Below are 17,658 nucleotides of genomic sequence, written 5' to 3' on the forward strand. Positions count from 1 at the left end.
GGCAGTTAGCCTCGAACTCATCATGGGTGAATTGCGTATCTTCCGACGTCCTGCCGTTGCTCTCACTGCGCTGGCGTTTCCTCTGGTGGCGGTAGGTGCTTTTGCACTCGGCACCGGCTACGACCTCGGTGGCGAATCCACGGCGACCACCACCACCGCCGTCGCCGACACGGAGCAGGCACCGGCACCGGACCAGCAGACGGCGGATCCTCTGGCCGCGGCCCGGACCAGCCTCAACAGCGCATCTCTGCCCATCACTTTTCTCTCCAGCGGTATCGGTCAGCTGACCGAGGGCGGAACGCAGCTCAACGACGGCGTCGGGCAGCTCGCCGACGGCATCACCCAGGCTCACGACGGAACGATTCAGCTCGCCGACGGGTTCGGGCAGTATCGCGACGGCATCGGTCAGCTCGGTGACGGCGCGTCTCAGATCAGCGGTGGCGTCGACCAGGTCGTCGACCAACTCGCCGGATTCGGGGCGCTGCAGGCCGATTTCACCGCCAAACTCGCCGCCACCGCGGACCAGGTCGATCGCTTCCCGCACCCGGGATCCGACGCCATCTCCGGCGAGATCCGGGGCGTCATCGACACCTTGAACACGCAGGCCTTCGGCCCCGACACTCTCGCCCAGCTGCAGACCCTCAAGGGTGGTGCACAGCAGCTGTCCTCCGAGCTCAACGACCCGAACAGTCAGTTCCTCGGGGCCACCGCACAGCTCGGCGACGCCACGGTGCAGTTGCGGGACGGACTCGGCCAGCTCGACGACGGTGGCCAGCAGCTCAAGGCAGGTACCGATCAGCTCGTGACGTCGGTCGAGCCGGTCGAGGGCATCGTCAACGGTATTGCCACCAACGTGCGAGACGCCTCCGCGGCGCTCCCGCCGGGAACCGCTGCCAGCACCGACGAAGCGGCCACGGAGCAGAATCTCGTGGCCACGACAACGTCCGGCGGTGCCGGTGCCACCCCGTATCTGATCGCCGCGCTGGTTGCTCTCGGAGCACTGGGATGCGTCAGTCTCGTTCGAGTACTCGGCAGGGACAGCAACCCGCGAGTGCTCTCGGTGGTCGCAGCCGTGGCTGCCGTCGGCATCAGCGCGGCCGTCGCCTTCGCGTTCGCCACCGATGCAGCCCTCGGACCGGTGCTGGGTGCAGGCGCGTTCCTGATCGTCTCCGCCGCGGCCTACCTCGCCGCAGCGGGAGCGATTCAACGGGTGCTCGGTGCCGTGGTCGGCCAGATCGTCAACGTCGTCGCCCTGGTGGTGCAGGTCGTCGTCTGCGGCTTCGCTTACGCGTCGACTGCGCCCATCTGGGGCGACCTCGCCGCGTTCATGCCGATGAGTTACACCGCGGCCGGTGCCCGCATCATCGCGTCGGGCGAGATGAGCGGGACCGGCTGGCTCGCGATCGGTGCCACGGCGGCCCTGCTGGCCGTCTCGGCGCTGGTGTACGCGAGCGCGCGGGGAGACTCAGCCGACGGGTCGGAGCGGATGGATGGCGGGCGGAGCCGCGAGATGGGCACCGAACTCGCTTAACGCCTGCTGCAGATGCGGGGTCTGCATGTGACCGTCGAGGTCTTCCTGCGACTTCCACACCTCGATGGTGATGAACGTACCCGGCTCGATCGCCGACTCGAACAGTTCGTAGGAGACGTTCCCGTCTTCCTTCCGTGATTCGGCGACGAGGGCCGCGAGGCCGTCGCGCACGGCGTCGATGGCATCCGGCTTGGCGATGATCGTGGCGACGACCTTCAGATCGTTGGTCATGAGGTGATGTTTCCTTCGTTCGGCGAGACAGCTCTTCGTCACCGAACGTACTCCCGACCCACCTAAGCTGAGGTGTCCATTCGGGAAGGGAAGTCACAGTGAGCCAGACGGCAACCGACCAGCGCGCCACCGGGAAGGATTGGCTCGGCCTCGCGGTGCTGGTGGTGCCGATTCTCGTCGTGTCGATGGACATGTCGGTGCTGTATCTGGCCCTGCCGTTCATGACGGCCGATCTAGAACCCACCGGCAACCAGACGCTGTGGATTCTCGACATCTACGGCTTTCTGCTCGCCGGGCTGCTCATCACCATGGGCTCTCTGGGCGATCGGATCGGCCGACGCACCCTGTTGATGATCGGTGCCGTCGTCTTCGGCATCGCCTCGTTGGCCGCGACGTTCTCCACCTCCCCCGAAATGCTTCTTGCTGCGCGCGCTCTGCTGGGAATCGGCGGTGCCACCATTGCTCCGAGCACATTGTCGTTGATACGCAACATGTTTCACGATCCCACTCAACGCAAGGAAGCCATCGGACTGTGGACCGCCGGTTTCGCGGGCGGTGCCGCGGTGGGGCCTGTCATCGGGGGTGTTCTGCTCGAGCACTTCTGGTGGGGTTCGGTGTTCCTGATCAACATCCCCATCATGGTGGTGCTCTTCGTTGCTGCCCCACTCCTGGTCCCCGAGTTCAAGGACACCGACCCCGGCAAATTCGACCCGATCAGCGTGGTCCTCGCGATCTCCTCGATGCTCTCGATCGTCTTCACCATCAAGCACGGCGCGCAGGAAGGGATCGACGTAGCAACGGTCACCACAGCCCTCGCCGGACTCACGCTCGGTGCGATGTTCGTCATCCGGCAACGCAAGGCCGCCAATCCACTGATCGACGTCACGCTGTTCGCCGAACGTGCCTTCAGCGCAGCGGTCGTGGTGCAATTCCTGGTCATCTTCGCCATGACCGGATTCAGTCTCTTCGCCTCGCAGTACCTTCAGCTGGTCGTCGGGCTGGGGCCGCTCGAAGCAGGTCTGTGGCTCCTCGTTCCGGCTGTCGCCGCCGCGGCCGGTGCCGTGCTCGCACCGACGCTGAGCAAGGTGATCCGGACCGGCACCATCATTGCGGGCGGCCTGCTGTTCATCGCCATCGGTTGCACGGCAATGGCATTCGTCAGCGCCGACTCAGGACTGCCGCTACTGCTCACCGGCATGGCCGTGCTGACCTTCGGAATCGGCGCGGCCTCGACGCTCAACTCCGACATCGTGCTCACCGCAGCGGCTCCCGAAAAGGCCGGTGCCGCATCGGCATTGTCCGAAACCGGAGCCGAACTGGGCGGCGCCGTCGGCATCGCGATCCTCGGCACGATCGGCAGCACCGTCTACCGACACCGCATGGACGACGCCATCCCCGCTGGGACCCCTGCCGAGATCGCCGATCCCGCACGGGAAACCATCGGCGGTGCCATCGCCGTGGCGGATTACCTGCCGGAGCCGTTCTCCTCGCAACTGACTGCTGTCGCGAACTCGTCCTTCATCGACGGTTTCAACCTTGCGTCGGGCGCGAGCGCCGGCCTGATGGCCGTCAGTGCCGTCACCGTCTTCGTGCTGCTACGCCGTCAGACCGCGTCGGCGAGATAGCGTGCCAGCCACCGCGTCGCGGACTGGCCGTTTCCGACGTCGTAGCTCTGGTACTCCTGGTGGATGCCGGAGCGGTAGAACGCCTCGATCTCACGCTGGCGCTGAGCGTTCGCCTGATCGGACAGCTGGCCCTGTAACACCGGCAGACCACCGGCTGCTGCGAGATCGGCGATCAGCGACTGCGCTTCCTGCGAGTACTGATCGGCGACGTTCGGCGCAGGATTGGACGAGACGGCCAAGAAGCCGGCCAACCGCGCGACGTAATCGTCCTTGGGCGTCGAGCAGTACAGATCGCCGACGGCACAGAAGGTGCGCACCACGGGGCTGACGTAGCCGAATCCGCCCACCCGAGGTCCGCCGACACCGGTTCCGACCACGGCCGGCCCCACCAGAGCATCGGTATCGGAGCGCTTCGGGTCGGAGATCAAGCCCACCGCCACCACTTTGTCCGCGGGCACCACGCCCACTCCGGTACCGATGGCTGCGGCGAGATCACCTGCCGCGTCGGCTCCCTGGCTGTAGCCGATGATGCCGAGTTTCGTTGCGCCACAACGATCGGCCATGGCCTTCAGCATCCCGCCAGCATTGGCGACGGCCTCGGCACGGGACTGCCCGTACACCTCGCCCTCCCACGGGAACGCGGTGGCGGGATACGAGACGTAGTCGGTACGGATGCCGCTACCGAGACGATCGGTGACGTCGGTGAGCATCCCCGGCTTCGGCGCGGCACCCGAACTGGTCTCCCACGTGCCCGGAATGGCCACGACGTACATCGTCGGGCAATCGCCAGGGTCTGCGGCGGCAGGCGATGCCGCTCCGACAACCAGACCGGACGCAACAGCTGCAGCGACGCCGATACCGGCGCAGATCTTCTTGACACTCATGGGGAGGGGGCCTCACTGGTCATCGAACGCTTCGTTGTTCGATCCCGACAATGCCAGGGGCCTGTGACCATCAGATGCCTACATGGTTAACGGACGTAACCGTCCGTCACACGGTTCGGCCGCCCACCCCCCGGGATCAATGTGAGTTTCAGTCGGTCCGACTGCAACAAAGCCACATTGATCCCGACGGGGGGCGACGTGAAAGCTACCGCGACCTACCGCTGCGGTGCCTGGGTGGGCACGATCGGCGACGGCAGTGCGGTCGCACCCTGCAGGAACGTGTCGACGGCGGCCGCGCAGGAGCGGCCCTCGGCGATGGCCCACACGATGAGTGACTGGCCGCGACCCATGTCACCGGCAACGAACACGCCGGGGACGTTGGTGACCCACTCGTTGGTGCGCTCGACGTTGCCGCGCTGGTTGAAGTCGACGCCCAGGTCGGTCAGTAGACCGCCCTTGTCGGGTCCGACGAATCCCATCGCGAGCAGCACCAGGTCGGCTTCGAGGGTGAATTCGCTGCCCTCGACCTTCTCGAACTTGCCGGCCTTGAACTCGACCTCGCAGGCTTCGAGTGCGGTGACCTTGCCGTCTTCGCCGACGAAACGCTCGGTGTTGACGGAGAAGACGCGTTCGCCACCCTCCTCGTGTGCCGAGGCAACCCGGTACATCAGCGGGTACGTCGGCCACGGCGTGGACGTCGCACGCTCCTCGGGCGGCCGGGCCATGATCTCGAACTGGTGCACGCTCTCGGCACCCTGACGGTGCGAGGTCCCGAGGCAGTCGGCACCGGTGTCTCCGCCGCCGATGATGACGACCTTCTTGCCCTCGGCACTGACGGGCGGCGCGGCGAAATCACCCTGCTGGACGCGGTTGGCGTGCGGCAGGAACTCCATGGCCTGGTAGATGCCGTCGAGCTCGCGGCCCTCGATGGGCAGGTCGCGCCACGCGGTGGCGCCGCCGGACAGGACCACGGCGTCGAACTGCTCGCGCAGTTCGTCGGCCGAGATGTCCACGCCCACATCGACACCGGTGCGGAAGACGGTGCCCTCGGCCTCCATCTGCGCGAGCCGACGATCGATGTGGCGCTTCTCCATCTTGAACTCGGGGATGCCGTACCGCAGCAGTCCGCCGATGCGATCGGCACGCTCGAACACCGTGACGGTGTGGCCCGCGCGGGTGAGCTGCTGCGCTGCAGCGAGTCCCGCGGGGCCGGAGCCGACGACGGCGACGGTCTTGCCGGTCAGATGCGTCGGGTAGACCGGCGTGACCCAGCCCTCCTCGAAGGCCTTGTCGATGATCTCGACCTCGACCTGCTTGATGGTGACCGGATCCTGGTTGATACCCAGCACGCACGACGCCTCGCACGGGGCGGGGCACAACCGTCCGGTGAATTCCGGGAAGTTGTTGGTGGCGTGCAACCGATCGATGCTGTCGCGCCAGCGGTCCTTGAACACCAGGTCGTTCCACTCGGGAATCAGATTCCCCAGTGGGCAGCCGTTGTGGCAGAACGGAATACCGCAGTCCATGCATCGACTCGCCTGGGTGCGCAGAGTGTCCTTCGAGAAGTCTTCGTAGACCTCTTTCCAGTCCATCAGGCGCAGGTCGACGGGCCGCCGCTTCGGTACTTCGCGAACCGTGTTCTTCAGAAATCCCTGTGGGTCACCCACGAGCTGCCTCCATGATCGCTTCGTCCACGTCCGCGCCGTTCTTCTCGGCTTCGGAGATGGCCAGCAGTACCTTCTTGTAGTCGCGAGGCATGACCTTCACGAAATGGTTCACCTGCTGTGACCAATCCGCGAGGATCCGCTCGGCCACCTCGGAGCCGGTCTGCTCCTGATGGCGAGTGACGATGTCGCGGAGCCAGGTGAACTCGTCACCCTCGAGCTCCTCGATGTCGACCAGCTCGGTGTTGAGGTTGGCCTCGAACGTCTTGTTCGGATCGAAGACGAACGCGACGCCGCCGGACATACCGGCACCGAAGTTCCGGCCCGTCGTACCCAGAATGACGACCTTGCCGCCGGTCATGTACTCGCAGCCGTGATCGCCGACGCCTTCGACGACGGCAACGGCACCGGAGTTACGAACGGCGAAACGCTCGCCGACGACACCGCGGATGAGAGCCTCGCCGCTGGTGGCGCCGAACAGGAACACGTTGCCGCCGATGATGTTGTCCTCGGCGACGAATCCCTTCGGCGCGTTCAACGACGGCCGCAGCACGAGGTGTCCACCGGACAGTCCCTTGCCGACGAAGTCGTTGGCGTCTCCGTTGAGCCGGAGCGTCATGCCGGACGGGACGAACGCGCCGAAGCTGTTTCCGGCCGAGCCGGTGAACGTGATCTCGATGGTGTCGTCCGGCAGTCCGACGCCGCCGTACGCCTTGGTGACCTCGTGCCCGAGCATCGTGCCGACGGTGCGGTTGACGTTGGTGATCTTGGACTCGAACGCGACCTTCTCGCCCTTGTCCAACGCATTGCGGCTGGCCGCGATGAGCTGCTGGTCGAGCGCCTTGTCCAGACCGTGATCCTGAACGCCTGTGTTGTACAGGTTCTGGTTCATGAACGCCGACTCGACCTCTTCGAGGATCGGCGACAGATCCAGCTTCGACGCCTTCCAGTGCTCCTTGGCCGCAGTGGTGTCCAGCAGACCCACCTGACCGACGGCCTCGTCGAGTGTGCGGAAGCCGAGCTCGGCCATGAGCTCGCGAACCTCTTCGGCGATGAACATGAAGAAGTTCTCGACGAACTCCGGCTTGCCCGCGAAACGCTTGCGCAGCAACGGGTTCTGCGTAGCGACACCGACGGGGCAGGTGTCGAGGTGGCAGACGCGCATCATGATGCAGCCCGAGACGACGAGCGGAGCGGTGGCGAAACCGAACTCCTCGCCGCCGAGCAGAGCCGCGACCATCACGTCACGTCCGGTCTTGAGCTGGCCGTCCACCTGCACGACGATGCGATCACGAAGACCGTTGAGCAGCAACGTCTGCTGCGTTTCGGCCAACCCGAGCTCCCACGGTCCACCCGCGTGCTTGACCGACGTCAGCGGCGTCGCGCCGGTGCCGCCGTCGTGGCCCGAGATGAGCACCACGTCGGCGTGCGCCTTGGACACACCCGCGGCGACCGTTCCGACGCCGACCTCGGAGACCAGCTTCACGTGGATGCGGGCCTGCGGGTTGGCGTTCTTCAGGTCGTGGATCAGCTGAGCGAGATCCTCGATCGAGTAGATGTCGTGGTGCGGCGGCGGCGAGATCAGACCGACGCCGGGCGTCGAATGCCGAACCTCGGCGACCCACGGGTACACCTTGTGCGCCGGAAGCTGGCCGCCCTCACCGGGCTTGGCTCCCTGCGCCATCTTGATCTGGATGTCGGTGCAGTTGGTCAGGTAGTGCGAGGTGACGCCGAAGCGTCCCGACGCGACCTGCTTGATGGCACTGCGTCGCCAGTCGCCGTTCTCGTCCGGCTCGAACCGCGAGACGTCCTCGCCGCCCTCACCGGAGTTCGAGCGCCCGCCGAGACGGTTCATGGCGATGGCGAGGGTCTCGTGCGCCTCGGCCGAGATGGAGCCGTAGCTCATGGCACCGGTGGAGAAACGCTTGACGATCTCACTGGCCGGCTCGACCTCGTCGATCGAAATGGCTTGCCGCTCTTCGGTCTTGAAGCGGAACAGACCGCGTAGCGACGCGAGGCGCTCGGACTGGTCGTCGACCATCTTCGTGTATTCCTTGAAGATGTCGTACTGACCGGTGCGGGTGGAGTGCTGCAGCTTGAACACCGTGTCCGGGTTGAAGAGGTGGTACTCCCCTTCCCGACGCCACTGGTATTCGCCACCGGTTTCGAGCTCGCGGTGCGCGCGCTCCTGACGGTTGTCGAGGTACGCGACCGCGTGCCGCGCTGCGACGTCGTCGGCGACCTGGTCGAGATCGATTCCGCCCAGGTGGCTGTTGAGGCCGGTGAAGTACTCGTCGACCAGTTCCTGCGAGAGGCCGATGACCTGGAACAGCTGAGCTCCGGTGTACGACGCGAGGGTCGAGATGCCCATCTTGGACATCACCTTCAGCACACCCTTGCCCGCGGCCTTGATGTAGTTGGACACCGCTTTGTCGAAGGAGATGTCGGTGAGGGAGCCGCGCTCGATCATGTCCTCGATCGACTCGAACGCCATGTACGGGTTGACCGCTGCGGCACCGAAACCGATGAGCAGAGCCATGTGGTGCACCTCGCGGGCATCACCGGCCTCGATGATCAGACCGACCTTGGTGCGGGTCTTCTCCCGGACGAGGTGATGGTGCACCGCGGAGGTGAGCAGCAGCGACGGAATCGGAGCGAGCTTCTCGCTGGACTCACGGTCCGAGAGCACGATGATCCGCGCGCCACCGGAGATGGCAGCGGACACCTGAGCGCGAATGGCCTCCAACGACTTTCGGAGACCCTCGCCACCCTCGGACACCGGGTACAGGCCGCGCACGACCACCGAGCGCAGCTCTTCCTGCGTGCCTTCGTCGTTGATGTGGACGAGCTTGGCGAGGTCGTCGTTGTGCAGGATCGGCTGCGGAAGCACGATCTGCTTGCAGCCGTCGGCACCCGGGTTGAGCAGATCGCCCTCGGGTCCGATGGTGCCGCCGAGGCTGGTGACGATCTCCTCGCGGATGGCATCGAGCGGCGGGTTGGTGACCTGCGCGAACAGCTGCGAGAAGTAGTCGAACAGCATCCGCGGGCGAGCCGACAGCACGGCGATCGGGGTATCGGTACCCATGGAACCGATGGCCTCGGCACCGGACTTCGCCATGGGCGAGACCAGCACGTTCAGTTCCTCGGTGGTGTATCCGAAGATCTGCTGACGGATGAGCACGCGGTCGTGCGGCATGTGCACGTGCGGACGCTCGGGCAGATCGTCGATCGAGGTCAAGCCCTCGTCGAGCCACTGCTGGTACGGATGCTCGGCCGCGAGCTCGTCCTTGATCTCGTCGTCGGAGACGATGCGGCCCTGCGCGGTGTCCACCAGGAACATGCGGCCGGGCTGCAGGCGAACCTTGCGGACGACCTTCGACGGATCGATGTCGAGAACGCCGACCTCGGAGGCCATGACGACCAGACCGTCGTCGGTGACCCACAGCCGGCTCGGACGCAGGCCGTTGCGGTCCAGGACCGCGCCGATGACGGTGCCGTCGGTGAAGCACACCGACGCAGGTCCGTCCCACGGCTCCATCAGCGAGGAGTGGTACTTGTAGAACGCCCGACGTGCGGGGTCCATCGACTCGTGCCGCTCCCACGCCTCGGGAATCATCATGAGCACGGCGTGCGGCAAGCTGCGTCCACCGAGGTGCAGCAGCTCGAGCACCTCGTCGAAACGTGCTGTGTCACTTGCTCCGTGGGTGACCACGGGGAAGATCTTCTCGAGCGCCTCGGAACCGCCGAACACATCGGAGGTGATGAGCGCCTCGCGAGCACGCATCCAGTTCTCGTTGCCGGTGGCGGTGTTGATCTCGCCGTTGTGGGCGACGCGTCGGAACGGATGCGCCAGCGGCCACGACGGGAACGTGTTGGTCGAGAAGCGCGAATGCACAAGTCCCAGTGCACTTTCGACACGCTCGTCCTGCAGGTCGAGGTAGAAGCCCTTGAGCTGAGGCGTGGTCAGCATGCCCTTGTAGACGAAGGTCTGCGAGGACAGTGACGGGAAGTACACGGTCTCGCGGCCGGGACCGTCCTTGCCCGCGCCCTCTTCGCCCAGTTCGTGCTCGACCCGCTTGCGGATGACGAACGCGCGACGCTCGAGTTCGAGGTCGGTGATCGACGCGTCCGGAGCCGCGAGGAACAACTGCCGGAAGGTCGGCATCGCGTCGCGCGCCAGAGCGCCGAGGGAGGAATCGTCGGTGGGAACCTCACGCCAACCGAGAATCGTCAGGCCCTCGCTGACGACGATGCGCTCGACACCCTCGCAGGCGCGTGCTGCGTCGCTGCGGCCCTGCGGAAGAAACGCGACACCGGTTGCGTACGCGCCGGGCGCGGGAAGCTCGAAATCTACGACGGCGCGGAAGAACGCGTCCGGAACCTGGATCAGAATGCCTGCACCGTCACCGGTGTTCGGTTCGGAGCCGGCAGCACCGCGGTGCTCGAGGTTGACCAGCGCGGTGATCGCCTTCTCGACGATGTCGCGACTGCGTCGACCGTGCATGTCCACCACGAACGCGACACCACAGGAGTCGTGTTCGTTGGCGGGATCGTAGAGGCCTTGCGGGCCCGGAGTGTGCTTCATACCTAGCCTTCGGATAAGTCCAGCCTTGATACTCGTCGGCGACGGTGTGGTGTAACCGGCTGCACGAACGGCCTGCGGTGCGTCCTCGCCGTTGAAGCTGCACCTGTCGATCGTCGACGCTTTCCTCTGCACGAGCAGGTGGGCGCGTGGTAGAAAATGGGTCGTGGCGGATCCGGCCGTGGTGAGGCCGATCCAACTACGAACGATAAGTCAGTACCTGGGTGCCACCGCAAATAAGGTAAACCTATTACGGGCTTTCACCTGCGAATTTCCGGATACGAGACGTCCTCGGGACCGGGTCTCGGACACCCGCGCCGACATCGGCCGAGAATCACACGCCTGTAAGACGATTCGAGGAAAAGGGCCGGAAAAACTACTGGCCGCAGCGATCGAATCAGCTGCGGCCAGTGTGGTGGGCGGAGGGGGACTTGAACCCCCACGTCCCGAAGGACACTGGCACCTGAAGCCAGCGCGTCTGCCATTCCGCCACCCGCCCGGGTGACGGCGAGAACACTAACACGCACCATGCCGCGCTCGAAAATCGCCGCGTCGAGGTGCCGTGAGCCGACGGCGGCGGGCAGTCCCCGTCGGCGGCACCGTATATCATGCTTGGAGCGCGACCTCGTGATGACACGCGGCTGTCGCGACCTGCACACCAGCAGGCACCACACGGTGGAAGAACACAGTGAGAGGAGGGGTCACGATGGGCATCGTTCAGCGTTTCGAACGCAAGCTCCAGGGCGCTGTCGGCGACGTCTTCGCCCGCGTGTTCGGCGGGGGCGTCGTACCGGCGGAGGTGGAGGCAGCGCTCCGGCAGGAAGCGTCGGACCTGGTTCGGCCCCTGGACGGCGGGCACCTCCTGGCACCCAACAGCTACGTGATCACCATCAACAGCTCGGACCACGCCGAACTCGCCGGTGACCGCGAACTGACGGTCAAGGCGTTCTCGCGTCACCTCGACGATTACATCCGCGATCAAGGCTGGCAGACCTACGGCGACGTGGTGGTTCGCTTCGAGCCGTCGCCCACCCTTCACACCGGACAGTTCCGTGCCAGTGGCTCGGTCGATCCCGATGTGGGACGATCGGCGACTGCTGCACGGAACGAGTCCCCGCAGCAGGGCGCGTCGGCACAAGCAGCACCGAGTCCCGTCCCTTCAGCTACGCAGCGACCGTCTGCCCCACCGATGTCGACACCAGGAGCCGGCCACATGACGCAGAACCCAGGCTACGACCCGCAGCGCGACCCCGCGGACGGTCATCGTCCCGATCCGCGCGCGCGCAACGGTTACGCCGGTGGCCAGGATCCGCGCTACCCAGCACGTGAGCAGAACGGCTACGACGCCCAGGCCTACGCGCCTGCCGAGCACGATCCGCGCTACGACCAGCAGCCGTACAACGGCCAGGGCTACGACGAGCAGCCGTACCCCGAGCAGGGTCAGGCCTACAGCGCAGCCGGCCAGGAACAGGGCTACGACCCGCACGCCTACGGCAACCCCAGCGGCCAGGATCAGGGGTACGACGCCCAGGGTTACAACGCGCAGGGTTACGACGCCCACGGCTACAACGCGCAGGGTTACGACGCTCAGGGCTACCAGTACAGCGGTGCCGACAGTGCTGCGTACTCCGAGGCCCCCTATCAGGAGCAGGCGTACAACGACCCGTCCGGTCGCTACGCCGAGCCCCAGGCCGCCGGATATCAGCAGCCCGGCTACCAGCAGCCCGGCTACGACTACCCGCCTTCCCCGGCCGCCTACGGTCGCGGCTACCCGCAGCAGGGCGCGGGCGATCGCGGTGACGGGTACGGCTACGACCAGCCCGCCTCGTACGCAGCTCGCAGTCAGGCGCTGGCCGCGACGCTGCAGCTCGAAGACGGCAGCGGCCGCTACTTCCAGCTTCGTGACGGTCAGAACATCATCGGCCGTGGTCAGGACGCACAGTTCCGACTCCCCGACACCGGCGTTTCGCGTCGACACATCGAGATCCGGTGGGACGGCCGCGTGGCCATGCTCTCCGATCTGGGTTCCACCAACGGCACCACCGTCAACGGCGCTCCGGTGCAGGACTGGCAACTGGCCGACGGCGACGTCATTCGGGCCGGCCACTCCGAAATTCTGGTCCGGATCGTCTGACGATCTTTCGTGGGCTCGGGTGGCGGTTCGACTCGTACTCTCGCCGACCCGTATGTCGTCCACACGAGCTGCTTGACCCTATGATGCTGCGAGGCAACCATGTCTGCCGCGCCGCGGCTTTTCGCGTGGGCGGGATGCAGGTCGATTGCGAAGGAGGAGGTGAATCGTCGTGCAGGGATTGATTCTGCAACTGACAAGGGCGGGCTTCCTGCTGTTGTTGTGGTTCTTCGTCTGGGCCGTCCTTCGCACCTTGCGCAGCGACATCTACGCGGCCGCAGGCATGCGAGTGCCTGCTCGCTACTCCGGCGGCTCGAAAGTTCTTCCGTCGTTCAACAAGCAGAAGGTGGCCAAGTACCTCGTGGTGACCCAGGGCGGTCTCGCCGGAACGCGTATCTCGCTCGGAACGCAGCCCGTCCTCATCGGACGCGCGGACGACTCCACTCTCGTTCTGACAGACGACTACTCGTCGACGCGGCATGCGCGCATCTCGCCCCGCGGCGGTGACTGGTACGTCGAGGACCTCGGTTCGACCAACGGCACCTACCTCGACCGCGCGAAGGTGACCACCGCCGTTCGCGTGCCCCTGGGAACCCCTGTCCGCGTCGGCAAGACCGTGATCGAGTTGCGCCCGTGACCCTCGTCCTTCGCTACGCCGCCCGCAGTGATCGCGGTCTGGTTCGATCCAACAACGAGGACTCCGTGTACGCCGGGGCTCGCCTACTGGCGCTGGCCGACGGTATGGGCGGTCACGCGGCCGGTGAAGTGGCCTCGCAGTTGATGATCGCCGCATTGGCTCATCTCGACGACGACGAGCCCGGCGAAGATCTGCTGGGCAAACTGGAGGCAGCAACCCGCGAAGGCAACGCGTCCATCGCAGATCAGGTCGAGGACGAACCCGAGCTCGACGGCATGGGAACCACGCTGACCGCAATCCTGTTCGCGGGCAAGCGAATCGGACTGGTACACATCGGCGACTCACGTGCGTACATGCTGCGCGACGGCTCGCTCACCCAGATCACTCGCGACGACACCTTCGTCCAGTCACTCGTCGACGAGGGCCGCATCACCGCCGAACAGGCGCACACGCACCCGCAACGTTCCTTGATCATGCGTGCCCTCACCGGCAACGAGATCGAGCCGACGCTCACCGTTCGGGAAGTACGTGCAGGCGACCGCTACCTGCTGTGCTCCGACGGCCTCTCGGACGTCGTCAGCGACGAAACCATCGAGAACACCATGAACGAGGGCGAGACGGGCCCGTGCGCCGATCGCCTGATCGAACTCGCGCTGCGCAGCGGCGGACCCGACAACGTGACGGTCGTCGTCGCCGACGTGATCGACCTCGACTACGGACAGAGCCACCCCATCCTCGGCGGTGCCGCCAGCACCGAGGACGAGGAAGACGCCCCTCCGCCCAACACCGCAGCCGGACGCGCCGCCGCGATGCGGCCACCGCGTACGACGCCCAAGCGCGTCACCAGCCCGGTCGTCACGCCCGAGAAGAAGTCGCACAAACTGCGCTGGACGTTGATCGCCCTGACCCTGGTGGTACTCGCGGCAATCGGTGCGCTCGTTGCCAATTCGATCATCAGAGGCAACTACTACGTCGGTGCCGACAACAGCAAGGTGACCGTGCTGAGGGGCCTTCCCGGCTCGGTACTGGGCTACTCGCTGCAGAGCGTGGAACTGATCGGCTGCCTCGACGACGACGGAGCCGTCACGCTGACCGCTCCGGATGCCGCTCCGGCCGATTGCGTTCCGTTCGAGATCGACGACCTTCTGCCTGCCGCGCGCGAGCAGGTCACGGCCGGCTTGCCGTCCGGATCTCTCGACGACGCGCGCGGTCAGGTCGAGCGGTTGGCCTCCGGTGACCTGCTCCAGGTGTGCGAGACCGAGCCGGTCGTCACCACGACTGTCGAACCGACTCCGACGACGATCATCCCGCCGCCCGGAGTTCCGTTGCCCCCGGCTGCGGAGCCCGTTCCCGAGGCGGCACCGACCACCACTGCGGTACCGACACCGACGGTCCCGCAGATTCCCGGTCAGAACTGCAGGACCGGTACTCGATGAGTTCGAATCCGTCCGCCGGAGGGTCCTTTCCGAGTCCACCCGAAGGATTCGCGCCTGCACCGATTCAATCGAACCGGCGCGGCGTCGAGCTGCTTCTTCTCGGTGCCGCGGTCCTGATCACCACGATCTCGTTGGTACTGGTCGAAGCCAGTCAGGAACAGACCATCACCTGGGATCTGGCGAAGTACGCGGTGGCCTATCTCGCGTTGATGACGGTGGCGCACCTGGCCGTGCGACGCTTTGCGCCCTACGCGGATCCGCTGCTGCTGCCGATCGTGGCGCTGCTCAACGGGCTCGGTCTGGTGCTCATTCACCGTCTCGACCTGGCCGACGAGCAGCAGGCTCAGTATCTCGGAAACCCCATTCCGTCGCCCGACGCCAACCAGCAGGTGCTCTGGACGACGCTGGCCATCGCCGGTTTCGTCGCTCTGCTCGTGCTGCTGCGTGATTACCGCACCCTGGCTCGCTACGGCTACACCGTCGGTCTCGCCGGACTGGTGCTCCTGGCCATCCCGGCAATGCTGCCGTCGGCCTTCTCCGAGGTCAACGGATCGAAGATCTGGATTCGGCTGCCCGGCTTCAGTATTCAGCCCGGGGAGTTCGCGAAGATTCTGCTGCTCATCTTCTTCGCATCGTTGCTGGTCGCCAAGCGGGAACTGTTCACCGTCGCCGGCAAGCACTTCCTCGGAATGGACTTCCCGCGGGCACGCGATCTGGGGCCGATCCTGGTGGTGTGGATCGTCTCCGTCGGCGTGCTGGTGTTCGAGAAGGACCTCGGTACGTCGCTGCTGATCTTCGGAACCGTCCTGGTGATGATCTACATCGCCACCGAACGCGTCGGCTGGTTGATCATCGGTTTCGGACTGCTGCTCGTCGGATTCCTCTTCGCATATCAGGTGTTCGGCCACGTCAAGATCCGCACCGACACCTGGCTGCGACCGTTCGACGACTACAACGACACCGGCTACCAGATCGTCCAGTCGATGTTCAGCTTCGCCACGGGCGGGTTGGCGGGTACCGGGCTCGGTAGTGGTCGGCCCTCCCAGGTGCCGTTCGCCAAGACGGACTTCATCATTGCGACGGTCGGCGAAGAGCTCGGCCTCATCGGCCTGACCGCGGTCCTGATCCTGTACTTGCTGTTCATCATTCGCGGTATGCGTACCGCGCTGGCCGTTCGCGACAGCTTCGGCAAACTGCTCGCTGCGGGATTGTCGTTCACCATTGCCATCCAGCTGTTCGTCGTCGTCGGCGGCGTCACCAAACTCATCCCACTCACCGGCCTCACCACGCCCTATCTGTCCTACGGAGGATCGTCGCTTCTCGCCAACTACCTGCTCCTCGCGCTGCTGATCAAGATCTCCGACGCAGCCCGTGAGCCGGCAAAGCCCAAGAAGAAGCCCGCCCCCGCAGCGCCCATCGCGGAGGCACCCACCGAGATGGTGAAGCGCGCATGAACACTCCCCTGCGCCGCGTGTCCATCGCCGTGATGGTCATGGTCGTGGCACTGCTCGCCAATGCCACTTACCTCCAGGTCATCAAGGCCGACGATCTGCGCACCGACCCGAGGAACTCACGGGTACTGCTCGACGAGTACTCCCGCCAGCGCGGTCAGATCTCGGCAGGCGGCCAGGTGCTCGCATCCTCGGTCCCCACCGACGACCGCTACAAGTACCTGCGCACCTACCCCCAGAATTCGATCTCCCCGGCCAGCCCGCAGGCCAACGCGCCGATCACCGGCTACTACTCGATGCTGTACTCGAGCAGCGGCCTCGAACGCGCCGAGGACCCCGTACTCAACGGATCCGACGACCGGCTCTTCGGTGGACGACTGTTCGACCTCATCTCCGGCCGAGACCCCCGCGGCGGCAACGTCGTCACCACCATCGACCCCGTCGTTCAGCAGGTCGCGTACGACCAGCTGACCGCCAAGGGATACACCGGCTCGGTAGTGGCCCTCGACCCGGCCACCGGCAACATCCTCGCCATGGCCAGCACCCCCAGCTACGACCCGAACCTGCTGGCCAGCCACGACGGCAGCACCACCACCGCGGCATGGGAGAACCTGAGCAACGATCCCGAGAAGCCGATGGTCAACCGGGCGATCTCGCAGACCTACCCACCCGGATCGACGTTCAAGGTGATCACCACCGCAGCCGCACTCGAAGCGGGCGCCACACCGGACGATCAACTCACGGCCGCGTCGAACATCACGTTGCCGGGAACCTCGACGACGCTGGAGAACTACAACGGTTCGACGTGCGGCGGTGGCCAGACGGCAACGCTGCGTGAAGCGTTCGCACGCTCGTGCAACACCGCCTTCGTCGAGCTCGGCGTCGACACCGGGGTGGACAGGATGCGCGAGACCTCCGCGGCCTTCGGCATCGGTGAGGACACGACCATTCCGCTCACCGTCGCCGACAGCACCATCGGACCCATCGACGACGACGCCGCCCTCGGCCAATCCAGCATCGGCCAGCGCGACGTGGCGTTGACCCCGCTGCAGGACGCCGTCATCGCCGCCACGGTCGCCAACGGCGGCGTGCGGATGGCCCCGAACCTGGTGCAGCAGCTGCAATCTCCCGACCTGTCCGACCTGTCGAGCTACCAGCCGAAGGCCATGGGCGAGGCGATCAGCTCGGCCACCGCGGCGACACTGACCGACCTGATGATCGGCTCCGAGAACAACACCAGCGGCGAGGGCAAGATCCCCGGGGTCCAGATCGCATCGAAAACCGGTACCGCAGAACATGGTTCCGACCCGCGCAACACCCCGCCGCATGCCTGGTACATCGGATTCGCACCCGCCGAGGATCCCAAGGTCGCCATTGCCGTCATCGTCGAGGACGGCGGCGATCGAGCCCTCGCCGCGACCGGTGGATCCGTGGCCGCACCCATCGGGCGCGCCGTCATCGCAGCCGCATTGCAGGGGAGGTGACC

The 17,658-nt window shown here is 65.7% G+C and carries 11 protein-coding genes and 1 tRNA gene; 7 read left to right on the top strand and 5 right to left on the bottom strand.

All coding sequences use genetic code 11. The annotated features are described in order from the left end of the window. The first annotated feature begins 22 nt into the window (after positions 1 to 22). Entirely contained in the window at positions 23 to 1,531 is a 1,509-nt protein-coding gene (locus CH283_RS12870) for a phage infection protein (protein WP_094638425.1), read from the top strand. Here the strand turns inward: CH283_RS12870 and CH283_RS12875 are convergent. Next, positions 1,466 to 1,762, bottom strand: coding sequence for a putative quinol monooxygenase (locus tag CH283_RS12875; protein ID WP_068045525.1), 297 nt, complete (start codon positions 1,760 to 1,762; stop codon positions 1,466 to 1,468). The two genes, CH283_RS12870 and CH283_RS12875, sit on opposite strands and share 66 nt — an antisense overlap. A 98-nt stretch (positions 1,763 to 1,860) precedes the next feature. Between CH283_RS12875 and CH283_RS12880 the strand changes: the two genes are divergently transcribed. Then, positions 1,861 to 3,387 (top strand): MFS transporter, encoded by a 1,527-nt coding sequence (locus tag CH283_RS12880; protein ID WP_094638424.1) that lies wholly within the window; start codon positions 1,861 to 1,863, stop codon positions 3,385 to 3,387. On the opposite strand, the gene CH283_RS12885 is transcribed toward CH283_RS12880, so the two are convergent. From CH283_RS12885 to CH283_RS12900, 4 genes are all read right to left on the bottom strand, one after another. Beyond that, positions 3,366 to 4,271, bottom strand: a complete 906-nt coding sequence (locus CH283_RS12885) for a cutinase family protein (protein WP_094638423.1) — start codon at positions 4,269 to 4,271, stop codon at positions 3,366 to 3,368. The genes CH283_RS12880 and CH283_RS12885 overlap by 22 nt on opposite strands. 215 nt (positions 4,272 to 4,486) lie before the next feature. Then, positions 4,487 to 5,938: a glutamate synthase subunit beta gene (locus tag CH283_RS12890; RefSeq protein ID WP_094616198.1), complete on the bottom strand. Its 1,452-nt coding sequence runs from the start codon at positions 5,936 to 5,938 to the stop codon at positions 4,487 to 4,489. Then, positions 5,931 to 10,520 (bottom strand): glutamate synthase large subunit, encoded by a 4,590-nt coding sequence (gene gltB, locus CH283_RS12895; protein ID WP_094638422.1) that lies wholly within the window; start codon positions 10,518 to 10,520, stop codon positions 5,931 to 5,933. The genes CH283_RS12890 and gltB overlap by 8 nt, the downstream gene beginning before the upstream one ends. Positions 10,521 to 10,930: 410 nt before the next feature. Beyond that, positions 10,931 to 11,016 (bottom strand) — tRNA-Leu (locus tag CH283_RS12900). A 207-nt stretch (positions 11,017 to 11,223) separates the two neighbouring features. Between CH283_RS12900 and CH283_RS12905 the strand changes: the two genes are divergently transcribed. From CH283_RS12905 to CH283_RS12925, 5 genes are all read left to right on the top strand, one after another. Continuing rightward, positions 11,224 to 12,651, top strand: a complete 1,428-nt coding sequence (locus CH283_RS12905; RefSeq protein ID WP_094638421.1) for a DUF3662 and FHA domain-containing protein — start codon at positions 11,224 to 11,226, stop codon at positions 12,649 to 12,651. A gap of 169 nt (positions 12,652 to 12,820) precedes the next feature. Further along, positions 12,821 to 13,285, top strand: coding sequence for an FHA domain-containing protein FhaB/FipA (locus CH283_RS12910; RefSeq protein ID WP_037195344.1), 465 nt, complete (start codon positions 12,821 to 12,823; stop codon positions 13,283 to 13,285). Beyond that, a complete protein-coding gene (locus CH283_RS12915) occupies positions 13,282 to 14,721 on the top strand; it encodes a PP2C family protein-serine/threonine phosphatase (RefSeq protein ID WP_094638420.1) in 1,440 nt (479 codons plus the stop codon). Before CH283_RS12910 ends, CH283_RS12915 begins: the two co-directional genes overlap by 4 nt. Next, a complete protein-coding gene (locus CH283_RS12920) occupies positions 14,718 to 16,175 on the top strand; it encodes an FtsW/RodA/SpoVE family cell cycle protein (RefSeq protein ID WP_094638419.1) in 1,458 nt (485 codons plus the stop codon). The genes CH283_RS12915 and CH283_RS12920 overlap by 4 nt, the downstream gene beginning before the upstream one ends. Continuing rightward, the gene (locus CH283_RS12925) at positions 16,172 to 17,656 is read left to right on the top strand and encodes a peptidoglycan D,D-transpeptidase FtsI family protein (protein ID WP_068045550.1); all 1,485 of its coding nucleotides are present in this window, start codon (positions 16,172 to 16,174) and stop codon (positions 17,654 to 17,656) included. Before CH283_RS12920 ends, CH283_RS12925 begins: the two co-directional genes overlap by 4 nt. The last annotated feature ends 2 nt before the right edge of the window (positions 17,657 to 17,658 follow it).

Source organism: Rhodococcus sp. 05-2254-2 (assembly GCF_002259095.1).
GTDB lineage: Bacteria > Actinomycetota > Actinomycetes > Mycobacteriales > Mycobacteriaceae > Rhodococcoides.

Excerpts from the sequence above, each read along its gene's own strand:
- CH283_RS12920 (WP_094638419.1), top strand. The coding sequence starts at position 14,718 with ATGAGTTCGAATCCGTCCGCCGGAGGGTCCTTTCCGAGTCCACCCGAA.
- CH283_RS12875 (WP_068045525.1), bottom strand. The coding sequence starts at position 1,762 with ATGACCAACGATCTGAAGGTCGTCGCCACGATCATCGCCAAGCCGGAT.
- CH283_RS12870 (WP_094638425.1), top strand. The coding sequence starts at position 23 with ATGGGTGAATTGCGTATCTTCCGACGTCCTGCCGTTGCTCTCACTGCG.
- gltB (WP_094638422.1), bottom strand. The coding sequence starts at position 10,520 with ATGAAGCACACTCCGGGCCCGCAAGGCCTCTACGATCCCGCCAACGAA.
- CH283_RS12905 (WP_094638421.1), top strand. The coding sequence starts at position 11,224 with ATGGGCATCGTTCAGCGTTTCGAACGCAAGCTCCAGGGCGCTGTCGGC.
- CH283_RS12885 (WP_094638423.1), bottom strand. The coding sequence starts at position 4,271 with ATGAGTGTCAAGAAGATCTGCGCCGGTATCGGCGTCGCTGCAGCTGTT.
- CH283_RS12925 (WP_068045550.1), top strand. The coding sequence starts at position 16,172 with ATGAACACTCCCCTGCGCCGCGTGTCCATCGCCGTGATGGTCATGGTC.